The sequence below is a fragment of the Pseudomonas sp. HMWF032 genome (assembly GCF_003060885.1).
Classification (GTDB): Bacteria; Pseudomonadota; Gammaproteobacteria; order Pseudomonadales; family Pseudomonadaceae; genus Aquipseudomonas.
Map to the genome: position 1 here is coordinate 953,093 of NZ_QAIG01000005.1, position 25,129 is coordinate 978,221.

Sequence of the window (25,129 nt, forward strand, 5' to 3'; positions counted from 1 at the left end):
GCAGGCCGGGTCCATGACCTTTTCGTCCAGCTTGGGGTCGACCATGCGCACCATAAATTCGGTGACCGGGCGCGGGGTGTAGAACTCGCCCGCATTGCCGGCGTTTTGCAGGTCGCGCAGCAGTTGCTCGTAGAGGTTGCCGAACTCGTGGCGCTCCTGAGCTTTGTTGAAGTCCACGCCTTCCTGAATCTTGTTGATCACCTGGCGCAGCAGCTGCCCGGATTTCATGTAGTTGTAGGCGTCTTCAAACACGCTGCGCACCACAAAGGCCGACGGCGTGTTGCTGTACTCATGCAGGTTCTGCAGCTGAGGGAACAGGTTGTTGTCGATAAAGTCCTTCAGCGCATCGCCGGTCATGCCTTCCGGGTCGGCGGCCCAGGTGCGCCAGCGGCAGCTGTCGGGGATGGGCGACGTGTAGTTATCGTCCATCAGCTCCCATTCCAGCTCGCGGTCATCGAAGATCTTGAGGAACAGCAGCCAGACCAGCTGACCGATGCGCTGGGCGTCGCCATCGACGCCAACGTCTTTGCGCATGATGTCCTGGATGGATTTGATGGTGGAGCTGATGGACATAACAAATTCTCGATAGGTGCGGCAAAGCGGGGGATTGTAATGATGTTGGCGGCTCAGGTGGGCAAGGCTGCGCCGTTGCCCACCCTACGCTAGCGCGGGCTAACTGGCGTAAAGCGCGTCTTCCAGTTCATGGATGGCCTTGTTGTAACCGACCTTACCGCCAAAGGCGTTGACCAACTCCATAGGGGCACCAAGCTGGCTGAACGGGTCGAGCTGGAGGATTTTGATGTCCTCGATATGCTCGATGCCGGTGTCGGCGTATTTATCCAGCAGGGCTTCCAGCACCTGGCGGGCTGCGCCGGAATACTTGGCGAAGTAGTTGCGCTTTTTCACCTGCTCGGCGCGCTCTTTACGCGACAGCGGCGGTTGGTCGAAGGCGACGTGGCAAATCAAATCGAAGGGGTCGAGGGGCTTGCCCTGTTTCTTTTCCACTTCTTCGGCCAGGGCTTCCCACATCACGCCCTGGGCGGCCATTTCGTCGATGATGGCTTTCTTCTGCTCGGCATCGCTCCAGCGGCGCAGGAAGTCATCCAGCGAGGCGAACTGCTTTTGCACGCAGGCGCGGGTGTAGTCGTGCAGCGATTCGGTGATCAGCCGGCCATCCGGGCCGTAGTACTGCACGCGCTCGGCGATGACGTAGATGGGGATGCTGTCGATGACGTACTTGATGCGTTTTTTGCCGCCGTCTTCGCCGGTAAATTCCAGATCATCGCCTTCGCCATCGCTGCCGGCGCTGATGCCGTCGCTTTCCAGTAAGTCATCGGGCGGCACGGGTGGTTCGCTGCCTTCGGGGGCGTAGATCACCACCGGGTCACCGTCAAAGGCCGGGTCGGCAAACAGCTCGGTGGCCTTTTTGAAGTCCATGATGGTGAACCAGTATTTGCCGTAGTCCTCATTGACGCGGGTGCCGCGACCGATGATCTGCTTGAACTCGGTCATGGATTTGATGTGCTGGTCGAGCACGATCAGCTTGCAGGTTTGCGAGTCGACGCCGGTGGTCATCAGCTTGCTGGTGGTGGCAATCACCGGGTAGCGCTCTTCCGGGTTGATGAAGTTGTCCAGCTCGGCCTTGCCTTCTTGCTCATCGCCGGTGATGCGCATGACGTACTTGCGGTTCTCGGCCACGCGCTCCGGGTTGAGGTTGACCAGGGCCTGGCGCATGCGCTCGGCGTGGTTGATGTCGTCGCAGAAAACGATGGTTTTCTGGAACGGGTCGGTGGCCTTGAGGAACTCGGTGACCTTCTGCGCCACCAGCTGGGTGCGCGCCTCGATGACCAGGGTGCGATCCATGTCTTTGAGGTTATAGATGCGGTCTTCGATCAGCTCGCCGTTCTTATCGAGCATGCCCTTGGGCGGCCGCCAGCCTTGCAGGTCTTTGTCAAAATCAATACGCACCACTTTGTAGGGCGCAAGGAAGCCGTCTTCGATGCCTTGCTTGAGGGTGTAGCTGTACACCGGCTCACCGAAATAGGTGATGCTGGACACCTCTTTGGTTTCCTTCGGCGTGGCGGTGAGGCCGACGTGGGTGGCGCTGGAGAAGTAGTCGAGAATCTCGCGCCAGGCGGAATCCTCGGCGGCGCTGCCCCGGTGGCATTCGTCGATGACGATCAGGTCGAAGAAATCGCGGGAGAACTGCTTGTAGATGTTCATCTCTTCTTCAGCGCCGGTGACGGCCTGATAGAGCGACAGGTAGATCTCGTAGGATTTGTCGATCTGGCGTTTGGCGATTTTGGTCATCACCGGGCCGAACGGCTTGAAATCGCCGGTTTGGGTCTGGTCGACCAGGATGTTGCGGTCGGCCAGGAAGAGGATGCGTTTCTTCTGCTTGGACTTCCACAGCCGCCAGATGATCTGGAACGCGGTGTAGGTTTTGCCGGTGCCGGTGGCCATGACCAGCAACACGCGAGATTGCCCGCGCGCCACGGCCTCAACCGTGCGGTTGATGGCATTCATCTGGTAGTAGTGCGGAGTACGGCTGGAGCCGTCGTCGTAGTAGGGCGCGGCGATCTTATGTTTGGCTTGATCGTCCAAGCCCTTCCATTGGCAGTAGCGTTGCCAGAGTTCATCCGGGCTGGGGAATTGGTCGAGGCGCAGTTCGGTTTCGACCTGCGCACCGGTGCCGCTGCGGTCATGGAACAGAAAACCATCGCCATTGCTGGAGAACACAAAGGGCACATCCAGCGCTTCGGCATAGCCCAGGGCTTGCTGCATGCCGGAGCCAATGGAGTGCTTGTTGTCCTTCGCTTCGATCACGGCGATGGGCAGGTTCTTCTGGTAGCTGAGGACGTAGTCGGCGCGCTTGTGCTCGCCACGGCTGTGCAGCTTGCCGCGGACGATGATGCGGCCTTTGGTAAAGCCAAATTCTTCGAGCACTTGCTTGTGCATGTCCCAGCCGGCTTGCTGGATAGCGGGGGCGATGTACTTGCTGCAGATGTCCCGTTCGGAAAGCGACTTTTTGTCCATAACCCCAATTCCCTTTCAAGCCGGCCTGGTCGCTCCATGCCGGCACTGCTGATGGTGCGCGATGGGCGTAAATGTACCTTGTTTGCGCTGGGTTGTGGCTCGGGGCGTGCTGGGGGATTGAAGCCAAGGACGGTTGCCGGCACCCTTGGCGCACGCTGCGGGCGTGCCGCGCCTGTGCCATTCACTTGTTGGAGCTTTGTATGCAGAACGCTCAGCCTGCGCTAATCCGCGAAACCTTTCCTGTCGGGCCGTTGCAGTGCAACTGCAATCTTAGGTGAAACTGTAAGTATTTGGCTGGGAACGGGTTTTTAATTTTTTATCTTTTTAATCAAGTGTTTAGGTCGCTGCGATATGTTGCGTTGATATGCGTTTTTTTGCAGTGTTTCGTATACGTGGTGTGCCAAATTTGTGCCGTTTTTTTCGCCCAGCCCCCGGTCGTACGCGCGCACTTTAACTGCTCAAAATCGCATTCATCTGTGATAGTGTGCGAACCAATTGCACCGAGGTACGTACGAAAGAGCGACGCATTACTAAGAAGCGCCCATGTAAGGCATACACGGGTGACTTAAAAAGCGAAGCCTACGGAATCGTTCGGTACTGAGTCAGGTGAAAGCGTACGCACTTGAATTCAGAAGAAAGGATGCCTGTGAAGGGCTATCGCCAAGGGTCAGTGCGTTACCGGTTTTGATGAGGCCGGATCTCAAACGACGCATTGCCTTGGAGAGCAAGGGGAACTGAGGGTACAACCCCGCCATAGGGCGATCACACTCGTATCAAGCTTGCCAGGCCAACGAGTGATTAACGAACTGTGTTATGGCTGTCGCGGACTCATCCAAACCTAGCAGTTTGCTGCTGGGGGAGGATCCGTTCATGCCTGCTTCTCCTTTGCTCACCGTCGAAGATCTAGCCAAGTATCTCCATAAATCCGTGACTACCATCCGAAGCGATGTGTCGCGCAATCCCCAATGTCTTCCCCCCATTTGCAGGCTTCCTGGCACTAAGCGCCTGCTATGGCGTTTAGAGGATGTCGAACGATGGTTGGCTGGCTACGTCATGGACCCTTTCCCTCTAGGCATAGAAGGAAAGGGCGGAGCGTTTTCTGCCGTCCGCGGTCGCCCAACCAAGGCGCAGCAGGTTGCTGCGCAGCGGAAGCATGTCAGAACCTCAGAGCAATTGGAGGCGCAGCGCCCTAGAGGTGCTAAATGAGCATGCTGCTAAATGTTGACGGTGCTGCTCAGAACTCAACTCTTGAGGCAGAACCACATTGGTTCCATATGTTCGTGACGATGATTCGCGGCGGTGATGTGGCGAAGCTCGGGCCGCATGCGACAACAGTTTATTTAGTCATCAAGGCCTATGCGAACTACACGACAGGGGATTCGTATCCTGGACTTGAATTGATCGCTGAGAAGTCTGGTGTCTCAATTGCCCAGGTGAAGCGGGAGCTTAAGACCCTGGAGTCGCATGGATATGTCTGCAAGGAAAGGCGGGGTCGGTCAAATCACTATCAGCTCAGAGAGAAAATAGAGATCCGTGACGACGTGGGGCGACCTACGGCAGTTGCGAGCTGGGACTACCTTCCCTGTGCCATCAGGCACGCTGTGGAAGAGCTCAAAAACGTTCTTGTTACTGGGGATCCCGCTAGTGCAAGGATCATCCAGATTGAACGTTTGCAGGTGAATGTGAACCACCTGCACGATAACGCCACCAACTTTAATGTGCAGCAATACCTCGCCGCCCTTGACGGCTTACCAGCCAACCTTCGGAGCAATTTGAAGCGTAACCGCTAGCACTTATACACAGCTCCCTCTGATCCGTATCAGGGTGAGCTGTGTCTTCTTGGAAAACGGATCTGACTGAGCTGTTTGAGTGGGTAATACAGCTCAGGGTGAGCCACTAAAAAGAAAGATAAAAGATTAAAAAGATCTTCCCCGTGTGTTCGTAAACTCCCTGCACAGCAGGCGCGGGTGCTGCAGGTGAATGTTTCAACGTACTGGGGTCATAGCTGCGTACTTGCATCGCACTTGACCGCAGAGTGGCATTGCCGCCGACCAGCGTTTGCCTTCAGGTTGACCAGTAGGCGGCAAAATCACGACTGGCAGAAATCGGCCAAAAGCGGTCGTTCGTAACGGGCCAATTTCGACCCAAGGCTGTCAGTGATTCCAATACAATGTCGTACTCTGCTTCAGCTTCCACGCATCGCTTTAGCCATCGCTTGATCAACATGATCCCGCCAGTCGCGGTCGCGTCTATCGTTGTCTCGCAGTTCTAGTTCAATGGCACTTTCCAGGCCCTCTTTGCATTGGCGGAAGCCGTCGTCCCAACCTTGTGCGTATTGGGGTTGTTGCAGATAGCGCGGCACATCCTTGCGAAAGCTTTCGAGCGCTCCCGCAGCTTGTCTGCCGCTGCTGCAACCCGCCTCGAAGCGGTCAATAAAGGGGGCTGGATAACCCTCAGCCATCATCTGCTCGCGGGTACTTTGGCAGCCACCTAACAAGATTGCGACGAGGCCCATGGCAATCAGCGCTGGCCAGGCAGACAAGCTTTTACCTGGCTTGGCTGAGTAGTCGAACGGCATGCTTGTAGTACCGTTCATGCTGCATCTTCGCGCAAGCGATGCACTGCCTGCGCTACTTGTTCGGCATCGCAGGACTGTATTGGCCGATATAGCAACCAGCGGTAGAAAAGCGTGCAGATCAGCCAATCGAACAACAGTGTCCACAGGTTATGCGAGAGAAAATGTGCGCCCTGCATCATGCGCCCTATGGAAAACAGCGTGCCCAGTCCCAAGGCGACAGCTAGTGCGATACGGGCGGTTCGCGGGCGTCTATCACGTAGCGCAAAAAACAATGCGATCAGTGAAAACCCGGCCGACGCATGGCCGCCCGGCCAGCAGCTGCCAGGGTTGTCGGTTGCTGCGCGCTCACCGAGCAGCGGGCTGAAGGCCTCTGTTCCACCGAATTCGCTCAGGCTCCATGGGCATTGCATGGCGGTAAGTTTTTTCAGCGGCGTGACGATGCTGGTCGATACGGCTAACGAGAGCACCAGATAGCCCAGCGGGCGACGCCAAGTCCGCCATTTGACGGTGAGCAGGCTGAGCAAAAAGCCGGCAATGGCCAGTACGCCCAGAACAATTACTGCTTGTTTGGCGCGGTCATGCAGAATGTCTTCCAGCCAGAAATTATGCCGTCCGACAAAGCCTAAGCCGGGCTCATAAAACAGATGCGCCAGGGCGAAGTCCACGCCGCTGGGGTCAAGTAACAGGAGCAACGCCATCAGGGCCAGGGGAATCCCCAGACCAAGGCGGAAATCAAAGTAGCGATAGATGCTGGGGGCGAGTACTTCAGCCATAACTGAACTCCAGTAAGGGCACTGCCTGAACAGTGCCGGGATTAGCGTTTGCTGAGCCGCTCGTCAGGCAAGGGCGTGGGATGCCAGGCAATCAAGTGTTTCTGGAAGGCATGGCTGGCGCCCTGGTAATAGGCGATATCACGGCGCAACAAGCTGTCGCTGGCGGAGCTTGAATACTCATGACTCAGTCCGAGCGCATCGTCGTGCCGACGCATACCGCGACGCGGACTGAGAATGGCCAGGTCGGTGCCATCGAACAGGCCCAAGTGCTGGTAATTGCCAATCAGCGCGCGACCAGGTGCGTGGTCTTCGCGCAGCACGTTGCGGCCAAAGAAGGTTGAGCTGTAGTCGACATTCAGCAGGCCCAACAAGGTCGGTGCCAGGTCGATCTGGCTAGCTACCTCGCTGAACTCACGCGGCTCGATCAACGCTGGCGCGTAGATAAACAGCGGAATGTGATAGTTGGCCACCGGTAGGTCTTCATGGCCGGCGCTACCCGCCGTATGATCCGCCACGAAGACGAACACGGTCTGTTTGAACCAGGCCTTCTCTCGGGCCTGCTGGAGGAACTGGCCAATCGCGTAGTCGGTGTACTTCACAGCGCCTTCGCGGCCATCACCAGACGGGATGTCGATACGCCCTTCGGGGTAGGTATATGGCCGGTGGTTGGAGGTGGTCATCAGTTGCAGGAAGAAGGGTTTGCCTTGGGCATGGTCAGCGTCGGCGACCTTGATGGTTTGCTGGTAGATGTCTTCATCGGACATGCCCCAGGCGTTCTTAAACACCATGTCGCTTTCGGCCACGCTGCTCTGATCGACGATGCGGTAGCCATTACCACCGAAGAAGGCATTCATGTTGTCGAAATAACCGCGTCCGCCGTAGATGAATACGCTGTCATAGCCGAGGGCATTGAACTGCTGGCCAAGGCTGCCATAACCAGACTCACGGCCAATGCGCTTGACGATGGAGCGCCCCGGCGTCGGTGGTATGGATAAGGTAATCGCCTCCAGGCCGCGGTCGGTACGTGTACCGGTGGCGTAGAAGTTACTGAAGCTCAGGCTCCGCTGGCGCAACTCATCCAGATTTGGGGTCAGACCTCTCGTATCACCGAAGCTGCCGAGGTATTTGGCACTCAGGCTTTCGATGGTCACCAACACCACATTCAGGGGCTGTGGCTTACCTGGGTTGTCGATCAGCCGGCGAATGTCCTGCGGGTCGCTGCCAATAAAGCGGGCATTGGGCTCACGCACTTCATCGCGCAGCAGGTTGGCCACTTCTTGCTTGGGCAGAGTTGCGTAGAACTGCTGGTAGTTCAGTTCGTTATTGCGGAAGGCGGCGAAGAACTGGAAAGGACCGTTGCTGGCCAACTCCCGCTGGTAGGTGTTGCCACCCAGACCGCGCGGCGTGTCCTGACCAATCGACAGGCCGTTCAGTCCGGTCAGCAAACACAGTAGCGCGAGGCTTGTAAACGCACGACCTCGGGGCAAAAGAGGTGCGTTAAATGCAGCTTCCAAAAGCTTATTCAGTGCAACGCTGGTACCTGTGGCGATAACCGCGAGCAGCGCAATCAGGGGGTAGATCGGGTAGGACTCTAGGATGTTGTTGATCACTTCTTCTGAGTAGACCAGGTAATCCACGGCGATAAAGTTGAAGCGCACACCGAACTCATCCCAGAACAACCATTCGGCCACCGCAGTGAACAACATCGCGAACAGGCTGATGCCCACCAGCCCAATGAGCAGCCGTTGGTGCCAGCGCCGCCGCCATAAACTGGCCGGACACATGAACAGATACAGCGCCAAGGGCAAGATGGCGTAAAGCAGAAAACCCAGGTCGTAGATCAGGCCAATGCCATAAACGCCGGCCAGCTGCAGCAGGCTTACGTTGGCATCAGCAAGGTGGCTGGCCAGCAATAAGCAGCGGGTCAGGAAGAACACCGCTAGCCATGACAGCACGATGATGGACAGGTAGCGAAGTTGAGCGTAATGAAGCTGAGGCATCGTATGATCCTTGTTGGATGAACGTGCCGCAGTCTGTTGTGGGGCCTGTGAGCCGCGCGTCAACGCGATGTGAAAAAAGTGTCAAACCCAGAGAAAGAGATAACCCTGTGCGCATCCTAGTCATCGAAGATAACCGCGACATCCTCGCCAACGTGCTCGACTATCTGCAGCTCAAGGGCTTCAGCGTCGATTGCGCGCAGGATGGTCTGACCGGTCTGCACCTGGCCAGCACTGGGCATTACGACCTAATCGTGCTGGACATCATGCTGCCGGGCATCGATGGCTATCAGGTGTGCAAGCGTCTGCGCGAAGATGGCCGTAATGAGGTGCCGATCCTGATGCTCACCGCCCGCGACGCACTGGATGACCGCCTGCAGGGCTTGCAGGCAGGGGCCGACGATTACCTGATCAAGCCGTTTGCGCTGTCTGAGCTGGTGGCGAGGATCGAGGCGATCCTGCGCCGCAGCCAGGGCAGCCGGAAACGCCAGCTGAAAGTCTCCGACCTGACCTATGACCTCGACACACTGCATGTCAGTCGCGCAGGCCAGCCACTCAAACTCAACCCGCTGGGTCTCAAACTGTTGGCGGTGCTGATGCAGAAAAGTCCGGCCGTGGTGCGCCGTGAAGCCTTGGAGGAAGCGCTGTGGGGCGACGACTGCCCTGACAGCGACAGCCTACGCAGCCATATCCACCAGCTACGCCAGGTACTCGACAAGCCCTTCGCATACCCGTTGTTACACACCCTACATGGCGTCGGCTACCGCCTGGCGGAGCAGACCGATGGTGTCTAAGCAGCCGTTTGCCCGCCGCATTCTGATTGCCTTCGTGCTCATGACCACGCTGGTCAGCGGCCTATTCTCGTTGAGCATCGTGGCGGTGGTGCATTTCATCGAAGAGAACCTGGTTTCCGAGGAACTGGGCCGTGAGTTGAGCAAAGTGCTGGAGGAGGATATCCAGCATGGGCGACCACCCAGGCTCGATTCAATGACCCGATTCTTTAGCTCGGAACAACCGCAGTACGCGATTCCTAAACTGTTTTCCGGGTTACCTGAAGGCTTTACCGAAGTGGTCGACGGCAAGGACGCGTTCTATGTCTACAGCCGAAAAAACAATGGTCAGACCTATTTGCTGGCACAGGAGCAGCACGAGTTCGAGGCACACGAACAGGCGTTGTTCGATGTGGTATTGGCGGGCTTTCTGCTGACAGTGGTGGGTGCCTGGGGACTGGGGCTGATCATGGCCAGAAAGGTCATGGCCCCGGTCAGCCGCCTGGCGCAGCAGGTACGCCATCGCGACCAGCTGCATCCGCTGGCGCCACCACTTGCCCCCGAATACCCCGACGATGAAGTGGGCCAACTGGCAGCAGCCTTCGACAGCACCCTGGGCCAAGTTCGCCAGTCACTGGAGCGCGAGCGCTTATTTACCAGTGACGTCAGCCATGAATTGCGTACCCCGCTGATGGTTATTGCGACTTCGTGCGAGCTATTGGCTGAAGGTGATTTGCAGCCACGCCAGCGCGAGCAAATTGAGCGCATCGGCCGCGCCAGCGAAGAAATGCGTGACCTGGTGCAGACGTTTCTGCAACTGGCGCGGGATAAAGCCAACGAGAGCGCATTTGTTGGCAACAGCAGCCTGGCACAAGTGGCTGCCGAACAAACCAGCCGTTGGGAACCTCTGCTGCACGAGAAGGGCCTGGATTTCCAACGCAGCGAGGAAGGGGCTGATCATGGTCTTTACAACCCAGTATTGCTCAACACAGTGATGGCCAACCTGCTGCGCAATGCGCTGCATTACACCGAGCGTGGCTTTGTCCGCCTGGTGCTGGCCACGGATGGTTTTCGCGTAGAAGACAGCGGCATGGGCATTGCGCCTGAGCAGCACGAGCAGATCTTTCAGCCTTTTGTGCGCGGCTCCGAAGCGCGCGGCGAAGGCTTGGGGCTGGGCCTCTCGCTGGTGAAGCGGATCTGCAGTAAACAGGGCTGGACGATCTCGGTGCACAACCTGGCCGATGGCGGCAGCTGTTTCACCGTGGCATTCAATAGCGGCAAATAACGAATTTTTCACATCCTTTTGACAGAGCCTTGATGCCCAGCTCTCTAGTGTGGCGAGCGTATCCTCCTACGGACGCCTCGCCATGCCCAGCACCATTGAACTCGAGTTCTCGCGTAAGTACGACCGCGCACACGCTTACGAATACCTACACAAGCACCAGGACGGCCTGTCCCGACGCCTCTCGCATTGGCGCGATGAGCAGATGGCCCGTCACGCGTTGAAACTGGCTGGCGATCCTGGCCTGGTGCTGGATCTACCGTGTGGAGCCGGGCGCTTCTGGCCGCTGTTGGCTGAAAACCCCAATCGATTGATCTTTGCAGCAGACAACTCTGCCGACATGCTCGACATCGCCGAAGCCTCACAACCAATGGAGGTACTGAAGCAGGTCGAAACCTTCCGCACTTCGGCGTTCGCCATCGATCTGACTGCCAATGCCGTCGATTGCATCTTCTGCATCCGCCTGCTGCACCACATCGAACAACCTGAACACCGCCTGGCTATCCTGCGCGAATTCCACCGCGTCAGTCGCGACACGGTGATTCTCTCGCTCTGGGTCGACGGCAACTACAAGGCCTGGAAACGCAAACGTCTTGAGCAACGCCGCGCGGCCGAGGGACGCGCCGAGCAGAACCAGAATCGCTTTGTCGTCGCCCGCGACGTCATCGAAAACGAATTCCGACAAGCTGGCTTCAACATCATCGGCCAACAGGATTTTCTTCCGGGCTACGCCATGTGGCGAACCTACGTACTGCGTAAGGAGGACTGAGCATGGTCGCACTTACCAATGGTGCATCCGTACAGCCCTTCATCACGCATTTTGATCGCTGGTGGAACAGCGCAGGGGCTTGGGTCGAACCGGTCAATCAGCGCCGTGGTGGGGAGAGCGGTGTGCAGCTACTAACCCGCAGCGATCCCAGTCAGCTGCCTTTGTATTGCAAACGACAAGTCGGGCATCTCTATCGTTCTATCCGATATCCTTTCGGCCGTCCCACCGTGCTACGTGAGTGCGATGCATATCGGACACTCGCGCGTTTGGGCATCAAGACGCCAAACATCGTCTACTGCGCCACTCGCCGAAAAGACCAGCAGTGGCAGTCCCTTCTGGTGACCGAGTCACTGCGCGGCTTTGTGAGCCTCACCCAATGGTACGAGGAGAGTGATTCCCCGGAACTCAATCAACGTGTGCTGCGGCAGGTCGCCGTCACACTGGCACGCATGCACCAGAGCGGCTTTCAACATGGTTGCTGCTACCCCAAGCACATCTTTGTGAAGCTTCAGCCGGGTATCGCGAGCAAAGCAGATATAGAGATAGCCCTGCTCGACTTAGAGAAAAGTCGGCATCGCTGGCGTGCCAAGGATGCATCCAGACACGATCTGCGTCAGTTGATGCGTCACCGAGGAACGATACCAGAGGCTGATGTGCTGTTTGTTAATCAGATCCATCAGCTAGTTCTTCAAGGGACTATGGAGTGAGTAGTCTTTGGCTCCATTGAGCATCGGAGGAAAACTTTTGGCCGAGGCTGTGTAAAAACGTTTTCAAGGGCAGCAAAAACCAAAGTACGTGCTGAAAAATGCGGTTCTACGCAAAACTCATATCTGCTGACCTACCGATAAATTTCAAATTTCTCGTAGACGTGAGCACTTCAATTTTGGCACAGCGTTTTTACACACTCTGGGCCAGAAGTGGCCGGTGAAAGGGTAGAGGCTTAGAGGTTTTGCCGCAGCTGCTCCCCCTGGAGCGCTATCCCTATAGAATCGAAGCGTTCATACCTTACTTGGTATACCCCGGATCACTCTTAGGACTCCTATGCGGCACGTGATCGACAGCTTGCGGATGTGGGCGCGGAGCTTAAAACGGGAAGTTATGGTGCTTTGGTTCTGTTGCAGGCACCCAAAAACGCCATGGTTCGTAAAAGCTCTGGCGGTCTGCGTGGTCGCGTACGCGCTCAGCCCTATCGATCTGATACCGGACTTCATCCCCGTTCTAGGGTATCTGGACGACTTAGTCCTTCTACCGCTCGGAATTCTTCTCGTAGTGCGACTGATGCCTAAAGAAGCGCTTAGAGAGTGCAGAGTTCAAGCCGATGAGTGGGAAAAACTCCAAGCGCCGCGCCCAATCAGCCGGATAGCTGCGGGGTTGATTGTGATGATCTGGTTAATGGCGCTGTTATGCAGTTGGTGGTTGTTAGCCCACTACTTCGCGCACGAGTCCTTACTGCAATGAGGCCTAGAGGTCTCTACGAAACTAGGGGCGATTCAAAGTCTCGATGATCAATGCGCGACAGAATATGATCATTCAGACTCATTCAGACCCTGCACGTACCGCGCTATGCCCCTTATCACAATCGATGTTCACGAATGCGCGGCCCGCTTGCGCGCCGGCCATCTGGTCGCCATGCCTACAGAAACCGTCTATGGCCTGGCGGCCGACGCGCGCCAGGATGCAGCCATCCAGCAGGTATTCGCACTAAAGGGACGCCCGAGCAGCAACCCGCTGATCGTCCATTTGCAGCATGCTGAGCAGGTCATCGAGTGGGCCGCACAGGTGCCAGCTGCCGCCCAGCGCCTGATGGAGGCCTGCTGGCCAGGCCCGCTGACCCTGGTGTTACCCGCCCGTGACGAGGTGTCACGCAGCGTCACCGCCGGCCAAGACAGTGTGGCGCTAAGGGTGCCTGCCCATCCGGATGCGCAGGCCCTGCTGGCGGCCTTCGGCAGTGGCCTGGTGGCGCCGTCAGCCAATCGCTATATGTCGATCAGCCCCACCAGCGCCGCGCACGTGGCCCAGCAGTTTGCCGACAGTGATCTGTGGATTCTCGATGGCGGCGCCTGCCAGGTAGGTCTGGAGTCGAGCATCGTCAGCTTGCTGCCAGGTGATAGCCCTCGCCTGCTGCGGCGCGGCATGCTCAGCCAGAGCCTGCTGGAGGCTGTGCTTGGGGAGCCACTGGAAGGCAAGGACGGTGGCGTGCGCGCACCCGGCCAGCACCATCGCCACTACGCCCCCAGCACCATGACACTGGCTTTCGTGCATGCACCTGCAGAGGCGCTGGCCTCGCCACGTTACGGCTGGCTCTGGTGCGGTAACGCGCAACCCAGCCAGGGCCCGGCACTGGATCTCGGGGGTGAGCCGCAGGCCTATGCGGCCGGCCTTTATGCCGCACTCTATCAACTCGACGCCCAGGGGCTGGAACGTCTGTACATCCAGCTGCCTCCGAAACAGGATGCCTGGGCGGCGGTACACGACCGCCTGGCCCGTGCCAGTCAACGAATTTAAGGCTTCACTCCGGCAGTGTTGGGGTCTCCAGCGGCACTTCGGCAAAGCGACTGAAGGCCTGCGCCGCCGGTGACGGATTCTTGGTCCGCCAGCGCACCAGGTACCAGCGGTTGGGGATTGGAAACCCCTCTACATCCAGTTCGACCAGATTGCCCGGTGCGGTGTGGATCAGGGTATGCCGCGACAGGATGGCAATACCCAGCCCCGCCGCGACGGACTCTTTGATCGCCTCATTGCTCTCGATGGTCATCTGCGGTTTTAGCGCCCAACCAAAGCGGGCAAAGTGCTCCTCAATAGCCAGGCGCGTACCGGAACCTGGCTCACGGCTGAGAAACGGCTCCGCCGCCAGTTGCTCCCAGCGAATACGTTGACCGGTGAAACGATGGCCGGCCGGCGCAATCACCACCAGCGGATTATCGGCCAGCGGCATGGCGTCCAGATCCAGATGGCGCGGCGGCTGGCTGAACACATAGAGGTCGTCCCGATTGTCTTCCAGGCGGCGAATCACTTCCGAGCGGTTTGCGATGTTCAGCTCGACCTCAACCTGCGGGTACTGCCGGCAAAAGGGCCCCAGCAGGCGTGGCACCAGGTACTTGGCCGTGGTCACCGCTCCCAGCCTGAGCTGCCCGGCAGTCAGGCCATTGAGCTGGGCCAGGCGCATTTCCAGGTGATCGAGGGCATCGAAGATTTCCCGTGCCCCGGCCTGCACCTCGCGCCCGGCATCGGTCAGGTGTAAGCGCTTGCCCAGTTGCTCGAACAGGTTCATGCCCAGCGCCTGCTCAAGTTTGGCGACCTGCGTCGACACTGAGGGCTGGGCCAGGTGCAGGGCACGGGCTGCTTCTGTCACGCTGAGACGCTCGGCCACGGCGAGAAAGGTTTCCAGCTGGCGAAACGTGGTCTGACGGGTATGGAAGCGCGGTCTCTGCATTGCTAAATACCGATGGTTTTTAGACTCATAATCTATTTTTGACTATATCAAGTACTGGAGAAAATGCCTGTGTCGTAATTTCAGGGATTCTCGCCATGTCTGCCGCTCTCGCCCCGCATGGGCACCCCGCTGCGTTGAACCAGGTGCAACCCGTTGCCTTCCTCACCTGCCATGACAAGGGCCGGTTAGTCACCGACGCCTTGGCTCCTCTGGGCTTGTGCATCGAATCGATCAGCAGCTACGACACCGACCACTTTGGCACCTTCAGCCGCGACGTCGCGCGTACGGGCAGCGCCCACGACACTGCGCTGAGCAAAGCCAAACTGGCCTGTGCACTAGGCGGGGTGCGCTACGGACTGGGCAGTGAAGGCAGCTTCGGCCGTGATCCGCACCTGGGCTGGATGCCCTGGGACTACGAAATTCTCTGCCTGTGGGATGCAGAATTGCAGTACCCGGTCTTTGCCTTGGCAGGCTCGGGAGCGACCAACTATGCCCAGGTCGAGGTCGACAGCCTGGAAGGCGCCGAGATTTTTATGCAGCGCGCCCGCTTTCCCGAACATGCCCTGATTCTCGGGCGTCCCGGCGAAGCTTGGTTCCGTAAGGGTATTCGCGAGCGCGACTGGCTGCTCGCTCAACTGGACTGGCTGCTGGCGCGCGAACCGAAGATCTGGCTGGAGACCGACATGCGCGCCCATCTGAACCCGCTACGCCAGACGGTGATCCGTGATGCCGCGGGGCAACTGGCGAAGCGCCTGAGCAGCCACTGCCCGAGCTGTCAGGCATGCGGTTTCGCCGTGGCGCGCAGCGAGCCCGGCCTGCTATGCGTGGACTGTGGTCTGAGCACCCCATTAGCGGCCGCACACATCTGGGTGTGCCCGGCCTGTCAGCATGAAGAACGACATTCCGTGACCCAACTAGCCAGTGCCGGCCAATGTGAGCAATGTAACCCATGAATGCTTTCGTCCCTGCAAATCAGCGCTTGAGTCACCTGCGCGCGCTCGAAGCCGAAGCCATGCACATCCTGCGCGAGGTGGTGGCCGTGATGCGCACCCCCTGCCTGTTCTATTCGATCGGCAAGGACTCCACCGTGCTGCTGCACCTGGCGCGCAAGGCATTCTTTCCGGGGCCGCTGCCGTTCCCGCTGCTGCACGTGGACACCGGCTGGGAGTTTGCCGAAATGGGCCAGTTCCGCGACCGCCTGGCCGCGCGTCTGGGGCTGGACATGCGCGTACACATCAACCCGGATGGGCAGCGCCTGAACATCACCCCGTTCTCCGTGGGTTCGGCCAAGTACACCGACATCATGAAGACCGAGGCGCTGAAGCAGGCGCTGGCGCAGTACGGTTTCGATGCCTGTTTTGGCGGGGCGCGCCGCGACGAAGAGAAGTCACGGGCTAAGGAGCGCGTCTGCTCGTTCCGCGACGCGCACCAACGCTGGGACCCCAAGCAGCAACGGCCGGAACTCTGGCAGCTGTACAACACGCGGATCAACGCCGGCGAGAGCCTGCGGGTATTTCCCCTGTCGAACTGGACCGAACTGGACATCTGGCAGTACATCCACCTCGAAGGGATCGAGATCGTCGACCTCTATCGCGCGGCGCCGCGTCCGGTGGTCGAGCTGCACGGCACGCTGATCTGCGTGGACGACGAGCGCCTGCTGGCGCACCTCACCCCGGAGCAACGCGCGGGCATCCAGACCCGCTGGGTACGTTTCCGCACACTCGGCTGCTACCCGCTGACCGGCGCCGTAGAGTCGAAGGCGCAATCGCTGCCAGAGATCATCCAGGAAATGCTGCTGACCCGGACCTCCGAACGCCAGGGCAGGATCATCGACCATGACCAGGATGGTTCGATGGAGAAGAAGAAAATCGAGGGGTACTTCTAGTCCGTTCGCAGCGCTGAATAAAAAAGCCGCATGAATCAACAGGCGGCTTTTCGTTTGCGCTACGCGTATCCGGCGGCGTGGTCCGGCTGGGGATGCGACAAGGCCGCGCCGTATACGCGCGGTCCTGATCGATCAGGTCCCCGGCAGCGGTTGCCAGCCTGCTGCGGTGCGCCGCTCCAGGTGGGCGGGTTGACCATCCATGCGCAACAGGTACAGCCAGCCATGCTGGACCAAGTCGCGCACCACGGCGTGGTTATCGATTACACGGTCGATCATGGCCTGCGGCGCTTCGATCACCACATGCAGGCGCAGCGGGCGATGCATCCACTGCTGACCATCGTGCAGCGACTGGCGGGCCAGGCCGATGCGCAGATCGCCACCGTTGCCCTCGAACACGCCGATATGCCCGCCCACTACGTTGTGCAGCAACTTGTTGCCGCTGCCAAAGCGCGCATTGTCGGTGGTCGAGGTGAAGTACTGCAGGTTGATCCAGTGCGCCACCACCATGGGCGCGGTCATGATCAATTCCAGCACCGCGCCCTCGGCATCCTCGCGCCAGTCGTAGTCGTGCAGGAAGGCGCGGCCCTGCAGGTCGACGCCGCGAGTGCGCGCGCGCGGCGCGGCGATAAACGCGGCGTTATTGGCCAAGCCCCACTCGGGCCGTGTCTGCGACCAGTCACGGGCACGCCGGCGCAGCCAATCGAGCAATTTGACCGGCTGCTCCCCGATCGCCGCCAGACCCAGTCCGTCCGCGCGCTCCTGTCGGACCTGAGCAGCGGCCTGATCCAGTGCGTGACGCACGCGCAGCCAATCCTTTTGCAGGGTGGCCGGAATGGCCTCATGGGCAAACACCTGCACCTCGTCGGTGGTGGTGTTGTGCAGGCCGGCCAGCACATGGCAGTGAGCCGGCAGATCATGGCCGCGCTGGCGCAGTTCGGTGCGCACCTCGCGGTCGTTGAGCAGGCCAGCCAACAGGCGCGCATTGACCTCGCCGCTCTGGCCGCAGCAGGCACCGCAGTCGAGCCCCGCCGCCTGGGGGTTGTTGGCACTCTGGCTGCCGTGCCCGAGCAGCACCAGCAGCGCCGGGACCGGGCCGTTAAGCCCCATGGCCTGGAGAATGCGCGCGGCAAGATCGGTCTTCTGGGTCAGCGACAGAGCTGGCAATTGCGGGTGCAACTGCTGCCACTCGGCAGTGCGCCAGCCGCTGCGATGTGCCTCTTGAGTACCCGAGGAGAGGCCACAGGTACGCCCGAGCAGCGCACCGGCATAGCCCAGGCCCACACTCTCGACCAGGGTAAAGGTCGACGCCGGCAGGCGTTCGAACAGACGCCAGCGTCCCTGACGGGCCAGCCGCGCCTGGCGGCGCTGCGCCAGATGGTCATCCTGCGCGGCATCACCGCTGCTATCGCTGACCTGCAACTGCGGTGCCAGCAACCCTGGTAACTGCGGGCGAGTGGCGGCGGTGCCCAGCGGCGTGTAGGCAATGGGCAGACCGAAGAAGCCGGCAAAACCACCGGTCTCAAGCTCGGGGCAGACTTGCTCCAGGGCCCGGCGCAGGGGTTCGGAGCGCACATCGATGCAGAAGAACAGCTTAGCCAGCGGCGCCTGCAGCGGTGCTACCGATTCCGCCCGGCAAAGTTTCTGTTGCAGCTGTTCCTGCCAGGCCAGCTCGTCGGCCCGTTGCCACACTTGCAAGGCCTGCCAGGCGGCTGAGGGGGGCTGCTGCAAACCGTTCTGCCAGGCCGATCGCCAACGCCGCCAGTGGCTCTGCGCATCGCGCTGGCGATCATCCACCAGCCACTCCCAGGCGGCGCGGATGGCCAACAGCTCCAGAGTAGTCTGGTCATCCTGGCCCTGCAGGTTGGCCTGCCAGCGCTTGTACGCACACCAGGAGGCCCACCCCAGGCTGCGCAGCAACAGGCAGTCGAACCAGGGCGCCCAGTCATCAGCGCTCAGCCCGAGGCGCTGCACCGCGACCTCAAGCGCCCCGTGGGGCTGCAACGGCAGCTCGGCAATGCGCCCGTGCAGGTCGCGGCAGTCACTGAGTACGCTCAACCCTCTGTCTGCCAGCATGCTGCTGCGCCAGGTCTGGTACAGCCCGGTGCCGGCTTCCGGGCGCCAGTCGGCCTGTTCGTGGTCGAACCAAGCGGCGCAGCACTGGCCAATCTGCTGGGTGATCAGCACCGGCCAACCCGGCAGCGGGATGCCGGGATCGGCCAGGTCTTCCAGCAGAGGCAGCCCGTTTTTTACCTCCGGCGGCATCTCCAGGGCCTGTAGCAACTGCGCGGTTGTCCAAGTGTCAGCCTGTTCCGCCAGGGCCTGCTGTAGGTGATGTGCGCCAATGCGGCCCTCCTGCCAGGCGTTCCGGTAGTCTGAGGCGCTTAGCGTCAGCTGGCTGCCGGCACGTTGCCAGAGTTCTGCGGCAACGGTTGACCAGGCGTGTTCACGCCGCTCCCACAGCGGGTTGACGGCAATCATGCGGTCCAGTGGCCAGGTCGGGGCGATGCGCGCACAGGCCTGACGCGCAGCCTCGTGCAGCGCATCCCGGTCGAGGCTGGCGAAGTGTTCGAGCGCAGTCATGGGCGATCTCCAGTAGACGAAGTCAGGGGCTGGGGCGAACGTACCGGCCACAGGCGGAAGGTCAAACGGGTGAAGTGCTCATCCAGGTAGAAGCCGGCAAAGGCCAGCGGATACAGGCGCTGGGCCAGTGCGCCCTGGGGGCGCGCCAGGATCAGCGCCTGCAGCAGGTACAGGCCGACAAACAGCAGCAGGGCCAGCCCGATCAGCAGCAGCGGCGCGTGCGTTAACGGGGTATCCAGAATCCAGGCGGCGGCCTGGTGCCAGAGCAGGTAGGCCGCCAACAGCAGCACGAACATGCTCAGCCCCTGCAACACCTGCCCGCGGCGCAGGCACCAGGGAGCCAGACCGATGGCGAGAATGGCCAGGGCCACCAGAGGCAGCTCATGGCCCGGCTGTAGCCAGGTCCACATACCCTGCAGCAGCGCCAGGGTCAGGCCGGCCAGCAACAGGGCCCAGAGCAAATCACCTAAACCTGGCCGCGCAACAGCGGGCTGCAGGGCATGTTGGCGCGCCTGGGCAACCGTCTCGCCAGCGGCGAGGAAGGCGTGGGCCTTGTACAGCGAGTGTGCCAACAGGTGCACCAGGGCCAGTTCGTACAGCCCCAGGCCACACTCCAGCAGCATCAAGCCCATCTGCGCGCAGGTCGACCAGGCCAGGCGGACCTTGATGCTGATGCGCGTCATCATCACCAACGCGGCGAGCACTGCGGTCAGGCCGCCGACCACGACCAGCACGCTTTGCGCCGGCACGGCGGCAGAAAACAGCGGGGCAAAGCGCAGCAGCAGGAAGCCACCCAAATTGACCAGCCCGGCGTGCAGCAGCGCCGACACCGGCGTCGGCGCTTCCATCACCTGAATCAGCCAGCCATGCACCGGCAGCTGCGCCGACTTCAATATCACTGCCAGGGCCAGCAGCAGCGCCGCCAGTTGCAGGTCCCAGCCGAGCTGCCCGCTGGCCTGCAGGCGGCTGTTCACGGCGTCGAGAATCACCGCGATGCTGCTGTCACCGCCGGCGCGTACCAGCAACCCGGTGGCCAGCAACAAACAGACATCAGCTAGGCGACTGGCGAGGAATTTCTTGTGCGCCACCACCAGGGCTTGCGGACGGTCGCGGTAAAACGTGAGCAGCTGATGCAGGCACAGGCTTGAGAAAATCCAGGCACCGACCAGTACAAGCAGATCGGTGCTGGTGACCACCGTGGCCACTGCCGCCAGAGTACCGAGCAGGGCCAGCACATAGCGCTGCTGCCCCGGCTCGCCCTCCAGATAGCGCCGGGAATAGTCGATGATCACCAACGCCAGCAGGCTGATCAGACCCGCCATCGCCAGGCCAAGTCGATCATTGGCCTGTTGGTTCAGAGCCGCCTGCAGCCAGGCCGCCAGGACCAGGCTCAAACCGAGGTAGCCCCCGACTCGAGCCGACCACCAGAAACGCTCACGAGTGTCCAAGAGGCTGGCCGGAATCAGCGCCAGGGCATACACCCACGGCAACAGTTCGACCAGAGGCGGAAGAGTGATCAGCACAGGCGTAGCTCCTAATCCAACGAATGGCCTTAGTCTCCCGTAGCGGTTGATCTATTAAAAATAGATTGATATGAATGGATCATTCTGTTTTTAGGAATTCAGCGTGCGTCGACTCAACTTTCACCACCTGCACTACTTCTGGGCCGTGGCCAAGGAAGGCAACCTGACGCGTGCCGCCCACTCGCTGCATGTGTCGCAATCGGCGCTGTCGACGCAAATCCGTACCCTGGAGGACGAGCTGGGCCACGCGCTGTTTATTCGCAACGGACGCAGCCTGGTGCTGACCGAAGCGGGACGCCTGGTGCTGGACTATGCCGAGAGCATCTTTGCCCTGGGCAGCGAGTTGCAGATGACTCTGCAGGGCGCGCAGCAGGACATCCAGCCATTGCGCATCGGCGCAGTGGCAACCCTGTCGCGTAACTTTCAGGAAAACCTGCTGCGGCCCTTTCTCGGCCGTGCGCAGGTGCGCATCACCCTTGAGTCCGGCAGCCTGGATGAGTTGCTGGAACGTCTGGCCTTACACAAACTGGATGTGGTGCTGACCAACCAGGCGGTCAGTGGCGATGGCCAAAGGGCCTGGCGTTGCCGCCTGCTGGACCGGCAAAGCGTGTGCCTGGTGGGGCCGCCCCGGACGGGGCTTGCGCCGTTCACCTTGCCCGCTGATCTGCAGCAGGCCCGCCTGATCGTGCCGGGGCGCAGCAGCGATATTCGCAGCCAGTTCGAGGTCTACTGCAACAGCCACGGCCTGAGCCCGCATATCTGTGCCGAGGTGGATGATATGGCCATGCTGCGCCTGCTGGCCCGCGACTCCGGCGACATCGCCTTGCTGCCCGCCGTGGTGGTTCAGGACGAGCTGCTCAACGGCACCCTGCAGCTGTATGCCGAACTGCCGGACATCGCCGAGCAGTTCTTTGCGGTCACGCTGCAGCGCCACTTTGGCCTTGGCATTCTGGATGAACTGCTGAACCCGTCTTGATCGCAATGGATGAAACATCAACACGGAGCTAAGAGTCATTGGACTCTGGTCGCGCTCACAAATACTCAACGGCCGCTTCTGTACCGAGCCCGACGGTGGCCTCCAAAAATGAAACAATTTGCAACTCTTGTGTGATTGAGAAGCTCCACACACACCTCTACATTTCGCCGGCAACGCCGGGCCCCTCTGACAGCTAACCGCTGCCATGTCGGAGTTGCAGTTTGTATAACTTCGACACTTAGAGGAGGGGGCTCATGACTGCCCTAGAACCGTTCTTCCTAGCCGAGTTCCTCGGCACTGCCACCTGGTTGTGGCTCGTTTTTATCAGTATCGTCGTCAGCCTGTTGGTCTTCGACCTCGGGGTGCTGCACCGTGAGCATCGAGAAATCGGCGTTCGCGAAAGTCTATTGTTGTCCGCTGGCTATATCACGGCTGGCTTGCTGTTTGGCCTCTGGGTCTGGCAGGTCAAGGGCGGTGACGCCGGTATGGATTTCTACACCGGCTTTCTGATCGAGAAATCGTTGTCGATGGACAACGTATTCCTCATGGCGATGATCTTCAGCTTCCTGGCCATCCCGCGTAAGTACCAGCACGAGGTGCTGTTCTGGGGCATCCTCGGGGTGATCGTGCTGCGCGCGATCATGATTGGCTTGGGTGCGGCGCTGATCGCCGAGTTCAGCTGGATTCTCTACGTGTTCGGCATCTTCCTGCTGCTGACCGGGGTGAAGATGCTGTTCAGCAAGGTCGATGCCCACCCTGACCTCAGCGAAAACCCACTGGTGAAGTTCCTGCGTAAACACATGCGGGTGACCGATCGTCTACATGAAGGGCGGTTCTTCGTCCGTCAGGTGGATGCCAGTGGTAAATCCGTGCTTTGGGCGACGCCGTTGTTCCTGGCCCTGGTGCTGATCGAGTGTGCCGACTTGGTGTTCGCGGTGGACAGCGTGCCGGCGATCTTCGCCATTACCCAGGATCCTTTCATCGTCTACACCTCGAACATCTTTGCCATCCTTGGTCTGCGTGCTTTGTACTTCGCCTTGGCGGCGATGATTCACCGCTTCGCCTACCTCAAGTACGCCCTGGCATTAGTGCTGGTGTTTATCGGCGGCAAGATCTTTCTGGTTGGCATCATCGGCAAGATTCCGGCCGTCATTTCCTTGAGCGTGACCCTGGGTCTACTGCTGGGCGGTGTGCTGCTTTCGCTTTGGAAAACCCGTTATCAGCCCCCAGCTAGCCCACAGGACTGAATCCAAATGGGTGGCGGCCTTCAGTCGGCTGCCACCTATCTAATTCAATTGCCGGGGTTTTTATAGATCCCAGATGACTGCTCTTGGCCGACAGCTGCCGGCCACGGAGGGCAGGAATCGGCCAAAAAAAGCCGCTCGAATATGTCGACGAAACTAGGAGGATTCAGTCAAGCCCGTTTCCTTGGCTAGCTCTGCCGTCCTTTTGGTGCGGGCAACCACTCCCACAGCCTTTTCGATATAGGCGGCGTCTTCAGTGCCTCTGGCATCCGCGATGAACACTTCTATTGCTTCCTCATCTTCCAGCGCTCGCGCAGGATCGTAGCCATAGATTGGCTCTGTCATTGCAGTCTCCCGCCATGTGCCAGGCGCCTGGGTTTGCAGCACCTATCTCCACCACATGATGACTGCTACCGTCTCGCCTGCTGAAAGCGCATCCGAATCGGCGAATATCTCAAGGCAGCTGCGTTGTGTCACTTTTCTGCAGCTTTCTTGCAGCTGTTGTGCGGTTTTTGCAGTAATGCTGCGTTTATCGTGTATTTCTGAGCAAGCTGCACGATAACGTCACTCTGACAACAGGTGGGTGCACTTTAACCGCCAGCGCGTTGTGCGAAGAGCTAAGGCAAGATGTGTGAAGTTAGCTAACCTCGCGAGCGGAGGTTGCAAACATTCACGAGCATTATTCGCACCGATGGTGCTCAACTCTGGGTAGCTGCCGCTATGAGGTTGGTCGTTGTGATTTAGCAGCTAAATCGAAACTCTGGTTCTTCCTGCCCTGTACCTAATTCAGCATCTGCAGCGTTGTCTTACTATTTTCAGATAGCTAATGAATCAACTACGCGCTGCTTGGCCATCTGAATCAATCCAGGTCACGATGTGAGGTGTTCACCTCATTTTTGAATGCCTGCATCGCTGCAAAAACACGCTTAGATTCGTCTGCTTCAAGAATGGCCTCACTACAGGCCGGGCAGAAGTCTCCCTGCACTGCAGCCATTACGAGTGTTTCGCCTTTGTAGGAGTAGGGCAGGTCACGGGTGTCGTGAATGAGTTCGGCAGCACCACAAATAGGACATTTCATGCTCATGGCTCCTGAAGGGGCGGTGGACCTTTCGTAACCCTAGGGCACTCTGGGCTGAGTGCCGATGTACTACCAGCGTAGGTGGGCAGGTGTGACGCCAGGGGCGGTTGACGGGAAGTCACAGCTGCATATAATTGGCTACAACACGGCCCCTGTCGGTTGATGCGCTTCGGCGCGGAGATTGCTCAGGGGTTTTTTATTGCCTGCGTTTTACCAATCTCGGGCCTTCCAGCCATCATCTACACCCATCCGATCTAAGCCAAGATCCAGGTGTGTCAGGTCTGGAAAGTCATTTTCCAGCAACGTTTTCAGCCGTGCCCCCCAGCTTGATGAGGGATTGATGATCTTCATCAGGTGCTGAGTCATGCACAGCAGCATGAATGGGCGAGCCTGGCGCTGAGGGTCGTTGTGAAACGCAGCCAGTGACGGTGCTTGAGCTACTGGCGGCAGTTTCGGCTGGTCAACGATGTTGCGATTCCAAAGCCGGCTGTGGTGCGCGCACACGTTGCGCAGGTAGTTCAGGCTACGCAGCCAGCTAGCAAAGATACGGCCATTGCTGATGTTGTACTGCGATGAAATGGTGTCTTGATCCGCTTCGGTCATGCCATCGAATAGCGTCGACAGAGTGCCAAAATCCCAAACCTCGCATGCCACCCAAACGGCCAAGGGCAGGCCGTACTTGTCTTTGTTATGGCGTATGAAATCCTCTTTGGAGCGGTTGATCAGCGTCGCATGCTTGCTCAGCCAGCCGTGATGTTTGGTCAAGCCTGTTTTGCCATCCAGCTTGCTGGAGAAGCTCTCGTGAAATAGCTCCGGTTGTAGATAGGCGAACTTGTGGTGCTTACCCAGACCATGAGAGATATCGACACGCAGGGCGATTTCAATGCGCTCCAGCGCGTCCAGGACGAGCAGCCGCAGTTTCTTATCGAACACATACAGGTCGACAGCGTTCTGGAAGGTCGTCCCTGGGCGGAAGTCGTCGAGCGGTAGCCGGTCTTGTTTGATCTTTTTGGGTTTTTTCCCGTTTTGCGGATCGAGCACGCAGCAGAGTTCTGTTCGCTCGCGGAAGGCAAACCAATAACCGCTCAGCCGGTAATAGCCGATGCGCTCCAGGTAATCCAATGCCTTGGCAGTGTCCGTGACGGTCATGCCACGAGCTGTTAGCTGATCGAGCTGTTCCTGGTAGCTTTTCCAGGGTTTTGGAT

Annotated in this window: 22 protein-coding genes; 11 read left to right on the top strand and 11 right to left on the bottom strand. The window is 59.4% G+C overall.

The features are described 5' to 3' along the window. Both DBR00_RS20960 and hsdR read right to left on the bottom strand, forming a co-directional pair. Positions 1 to 573 (bottom strand): type I restriction-modification system subunit M N-terminal domain-containing protein (locus DBR00_RS20960; protein ID WP_256582944.1); only part of this gene is annotated, 573 nt, incomplete at its 3' end. Between the two features lie 99 nt (positions 574 to 672). Then, a complete protein-coding gene (gene hsdR, locus DBR00_RS07235) occupies positions 673 to 3,036 on the bottom strand; it encodes an EcoAI/FtnUII family type I restriction enzme subunit R (protein ID WP_108487031.1) in 2,364 nt (787 codons plus the stop codon). 1,202 nt (positions 3,037 to 4,238) lie between these two features. On the opposite strand from hsdR, the gene DBR00_RS07250 reads away from it, so the two are divergent. Continuing rightward, the gene (locus DBR00_RS07250; protein ID WP_256582945.1) at positions 4,239 to 4,826 is read left to right on the top strand and encodes a helix-turn-helix domain-containing protein; all 588 of its coding nucleotides are present in this window, start codon (positions 4,239 to 4,241) and stop codon (positions 4,824 to 4,826) included. Between the two features lie 395 nt (positions 4,827 to 5,221). On the opposite strand, the gene DBR00_RS07255 is transcribed toward DBR00_RS07250, so the two are convergent. The 3 genes from DBR00_RS07255 to DBR00_RS07265 are packed head-to-tail and all read right to left on the bottom strand — an operon-like array spanning position 5,222 to position 8,387. After that, positions 5,222 to 5,614, bottom strand: a complete 393-nt coding sequence (locus DBR00_RS07255; protein ID WP_371920622.1) for a hypothetical protein — start codon at positions 5,612 to 5,614, stop codon at positions 5,222 to 5,224. A gap of 14 nt (positions 5,615 to 5,628) precedes the next feature. Then, entirely contained in the window at positions 5,629 to 6,387 is a 759-nt protein-coding gene (locus DBR00_RS07260) for a phosphatase PAP2 family protein (RefSeq protein ID WP_218276599.1), read from the bottom strand. A gap of 41 nt (positions 6,388 to 6,428) precedes the next feature. Next, complete coding sequence (locus DBR00_RS07265) at positions 6,429 to 8,387, bottom strand: LTA synthase family protein (protein ID WP_108487048.1); 1,959 nt, start codon at positions 8,385 to 8,387, stop codon at positions 6,429 to 6,431. A 107-nt stretch (positions 8,388 to 8,494) separates the two neighbouring features. Here DBR00_RS07265 and DBR00_RS07270 point away from each other — a divergent pair, with 107 nt between their 5' ends. From DBR00_RS07270 to DBR00_RS07295, 6 genes are all read left to right on the top strand, one after another. Beyond that, positions 8,495 to 9,178: a response regulator transcription factor gene (locus tag DBR00_RS07270; protein WP_108486996.1), complete on the top strand. Its 684-nt coding sequence runs from the start codon at positions 8,495 to 8,497 to the stop codon at positions 9,176 to 9,178. After that, positions 9,168 to 10,439, top strand: coding sequence for a HAMP domain-containing sensor histidine kinase (locus tag DBR00_RS07275; RefSeq protein WP_108486997.1), 1,272 nt, complete (start codon positions 9,168 to 9,170; stop codon positions 10,437 to 10,439). The genes DBR00_RS07270 and DBR00_RS07275 overlap by 11 nt, the downstream gene beginning before the upstream one ends. A gap of 82 nt (positions 10,440 to 10,521) precedes the next feature. Next, complete coding sequence (locus DBR00_RS07280) at positions 10,522 to 11,205, top strand: class I SAM-dependent methyltransferase (protein ID WP_108486998.1); 684 nt, start codon at positions 10,522 to 10,524, stop codon at positions 11,203 to 11,205. Between the two features lie 2 nt (positions 11,206 to 11,207). Beyond that, a complete protein-coding gene (locus tag DBR00_RS07285; protein ID WP_108486999.1) occupies positions 11,208 to 11,912 on the top strand; it encodes a lipopolysaccharide kinase InaA family protein in 705 nt (234 codons plus the stop codon). A 391-nt stretch (positions 11,913 to 12,303) separates the two neighbouring features. Further along, complete coding sequence (locus DBR00_RS07290) at positions 12,304 to 12,663, top strand: YkvA family protein (protein WP_371920635.1); 360 nt, start codon at positions 12,304 to 12,306, stop codon at positions 12,661 to 12,663. A gap of 105 nt (positions 12,664 to 12,768) precedes the next feature. After that, positions 12,769 to 13,710 carry an L-threonylcarbamoyladenylate synthase gene (locus DBR00_RS07295; RefSeq protein ID WP_108487001.1) on the top strand — a complete coding sequence of 314 codons (942 nt, stop codon included), beginning with the start codon at positions 12,769 to 12,771 and terminating at the stop codon, positions 13,708 to 13,710. Between the two features lie 4 nt (positions 13,711 to 13,714). Here the strand turns inward: DBR00_RS07295 and DBR00_RS07300 are convergent, their stop codons facing one another. Further along, on the bottom strand, positions 13,715 to 14,638 hold the full coding sequence (locus DBR00_RS07300; RefSeq protein WP_108487002.1) for a LysR family transcriptional regulator: 924 nt from the start codon (positions 14,636 to 14,638) through the stop codon (positions 13,715 to 13,717). Positions 14,639 to 14,733: 95 nt separating this feature from the next. Between DBR00_RS07300 and DBR00_RS07305 the strand changes: the two genes are divergently transcribed. Then, positions 14,734 to 15,591, top strand: a complete 858-nt coding sequence (locus DBR00_RS07305) for a DUF6671 family protein (RefSeq protein WP_256582946.1) — start codon at positions 14,734 to 14,736, stop codon at positions 15,589 to 15,591. Beyond that, the gene (gene cysD / locus DBR00_RS07310; protein WP_108487003.1) at positions 15,588 to 16,523 is read left to right on the top strand and encodes a sulfate adenylyltransferase subunit CysD; all 936 of its coding nucleotides are present in this window, start codon (positions 15,588 to 15,590) and stop codon (positions 16,521 to 16,523) included. Before DBR00_RS07305 ends, cysD begins: the two co-directional genes overlap by 4 nt. 132 nt (positions 16,524 to 16,655) lie before the next feature. Here cysD and DBR00_RS07315 read toward each other — a convergent pair whose 3' ends face one another. Next, on the bottom strand, positions 16,656 to 19,103 hold the full coding sequence (locus DBR00_RS07315) for a YbcC family protein (RefSeq protein WP_108487004.1): 2,448 nt from the start codon (positions 19,101 to 19,103) through the stop codon (positions 16,656 to 16,658). Then, entirely contained in the window at positions 19,100 to 20,626 is a 1,527-nt protein-coding gene (locus DBR00_RS07320) for an NADH-quinone oxidoreductase subunit L (RefSeq protein WP_108487005.1), read from the bottom strand. The genes DBR00_RS07315 and DBR00_RS07320 overlap by 4 nt, the downstream gene beginning before the upstream one ends. 103 nt (positions 20,627 to 20,729) lie before the next feature. On the opposite strand from DBR00_RS07320, the gene DBR00_RS07325 reads away from it, so the two are divergent. Then, positions 20,730 to 21,602, top strand: a complete 873-nt coding sequence (locus DBR00_RS07325; protein WP_108487006.1) for a LysR family transcriptional regulator — start codon at positions 20,730 to 20,732, stop codon at positions 21,600 to 21,602. A 254-nt stretch (positions 21,603 to 21,856) separates the two neighbouring features. Further along, on the top strand, positions 21,857 to 22,849 hold the full coding sequence (locus DBR00_RS07330; protein WP_108487007.1) for a TerC family protein: 993 nt from the start codon (positions 21,857 to 21,859) through the stop codon (positions 22,847 to 22,849). 153 nt (positions 22,850 to 23,002) lie between these two features. Here the strand turns inward: DBR00_RS07330 and DBR00_RS07335 are convergent, their stop codons facing one another. The 3 genes from DBR00_RS07335 to DBR00_RS07345 form a co-directional block, all read right to left on the bottom strand. Further along, the gene (locus DBR00_RS07335; protein WP_108487008.1) at positions 23,003 to 23,191 is read right to left on the bottom strand and encodes a hypothetical protein; all 189 of its coding nucleotides are present in this window, start codon (positions 23,189 to 23,191) and stop codon (positions 23,003 to 23,005) included. Between the two features lie 514 nt (positions 23,192 to 23,705). Continuing rightward, on the bottom strand, positions 23,706 to 23,924 hold the full coding sequence (locus DBR00_RS07340; RefSeq protein WP_108487009.1) for a type II toxin-antitoxin system MqsA family antitoxin: 219 nt from the start codon (positions 23,922 to 23,924) through the stop codon (positions 23,706 to 23,708). 210 nt (positions 23,925 to 24,134) lie between these two features. Further along, a complete protein-coding gene (locus DBR00_RS07345) occupies positions 24,135 to 25,073 on the bottom strand; it encodes an Abi family protein (RefSeq protein ID WP_371920623.1) in 939 nt (312 codons plus the stop codon). Between the last annotated feature and the right edge of the window lie 56 nt (positions 25,074 to 25,129).

Coding starts and splice junctions, on each gene's coding strand:
- hsdR (WP_108487031.1), bottom strand. CDS start 3,036: ATGGACAAAAAGTCGCTTTCCGAACGGGACATCTGCAGCAAGTACATC.
- DBR00_RS07250 (WP_256582945.1), top strand. CDS start 4,239: ATGAGCATGCTGCTAAATGTTGACGGTGCTGCTCAGAACTCAACTCTT.
- DBR00_RS07255 (WP_371920622.1), bottom strand. CDS start 5,614: ATGCCGTTCGACTACTCAGCCAAGCCAGGTAAAAGCTTGTCTGCCTGG.
- DBR00_RS07260 (WP_218276599.1), bottom strand. CDS start 6,387: ATGGCTGAAGTACTCGCCCCCAGCATCTATCGCTACTTTGATTTCCGC.
- DBR00_RS07265 (WP_108487048.1), bottom strand. CDS start 8,387: ATGCCTCAGCTTCATTACGCTCAACTTCGCTACCTGTCCATCATCGTG.
- DBR00_RS07275 (WP_108486997.1), top strand. CDS start 9,168: ATGGTGTCTAAGCAGCCGTTTGCCCGCCGCATTCTGATTGCCTTCGTG.
- DBR00_RS07280 (WP_108486998.1), top strand. CDS start 10,522: ATGCCCAGCACCATTGAACTCGAGTTCTCGCGTAAGTACGACCGCGCA.
- DBR00_RS07285 (WP_108486999.1), top strand. CDS start 11,208: ATGGTCGCACTTACCAATGGTGCATCCGTACAGCCCTTCATCACGCAT.
- DBR00_RS07290 (WP_371920635.1), top strand. CDS start 12,304: ATGGTGCTTTGGTTCTGTTGCAGGCACCCAAAAACGCCATGGTTCGTA.
- DBR00_RS07295 (WP_108487001.1), top strand. CDS start 12,769: ATGCCCCTTATCACAATCGATGTTCACGAATGCGCGGCCCGCTTGCGC.
- DBR00_RS07300 (WP_108487002.1), bottom strand. CDS start 14,638: ATGCAGAGACCGCGCTTCCATACCCGTCAGACCACGTTTCGCCAGCTG.
- DBR00_RS07305 (WP_256582946.1), top strand. CDS start 14,734: ATGTCTGCCGCTCTCGCCCCGCATGGGCACCCCGCTGCGTTGAACCAG.
- cysD (WP_108487003.1), top strand. CDS start 15,588: ATGAATGCTTTCGTCCCTGCAAATCAGCGCTTGAGTCACCTGCGCGCG.
- DBR00_RS07315 (WP_108487004.1), bottom strand. CDS start 19,103: ATGACTGCGCTCGAACACTTCGCCAGCCTCGACCGGGATGCGCTGCAC.
- DBR00_RS07330 (WP_108487007.1), top strand. CDS start 21,857: ATGACTGCCCTAGAACCGTTCTTCCTAGCCGAGTTCCTCGGCACTGCC.
- DBR00_RS07335 (WP_108487008.1), bottom strand. CDS start 23,191: ATGACAGAGCCAATCTATGGCTACGATCCTGCGCGAGCGCTGGAAGAT.
- DBR00_RS07340 (WP_108487009.1), bottom strand. CDS start 23,924: ATGAAATGTCCTATTTGTGGTGCTGCCGAACTCATTCACGACACCCGT.
- DBR00_RS07345 (WP_371920623.1), bottom strand. CDS start 25,073: ATGACCGTCACGGACACTGCCAAGGCATTGGATTACCTGGAGCGCATC.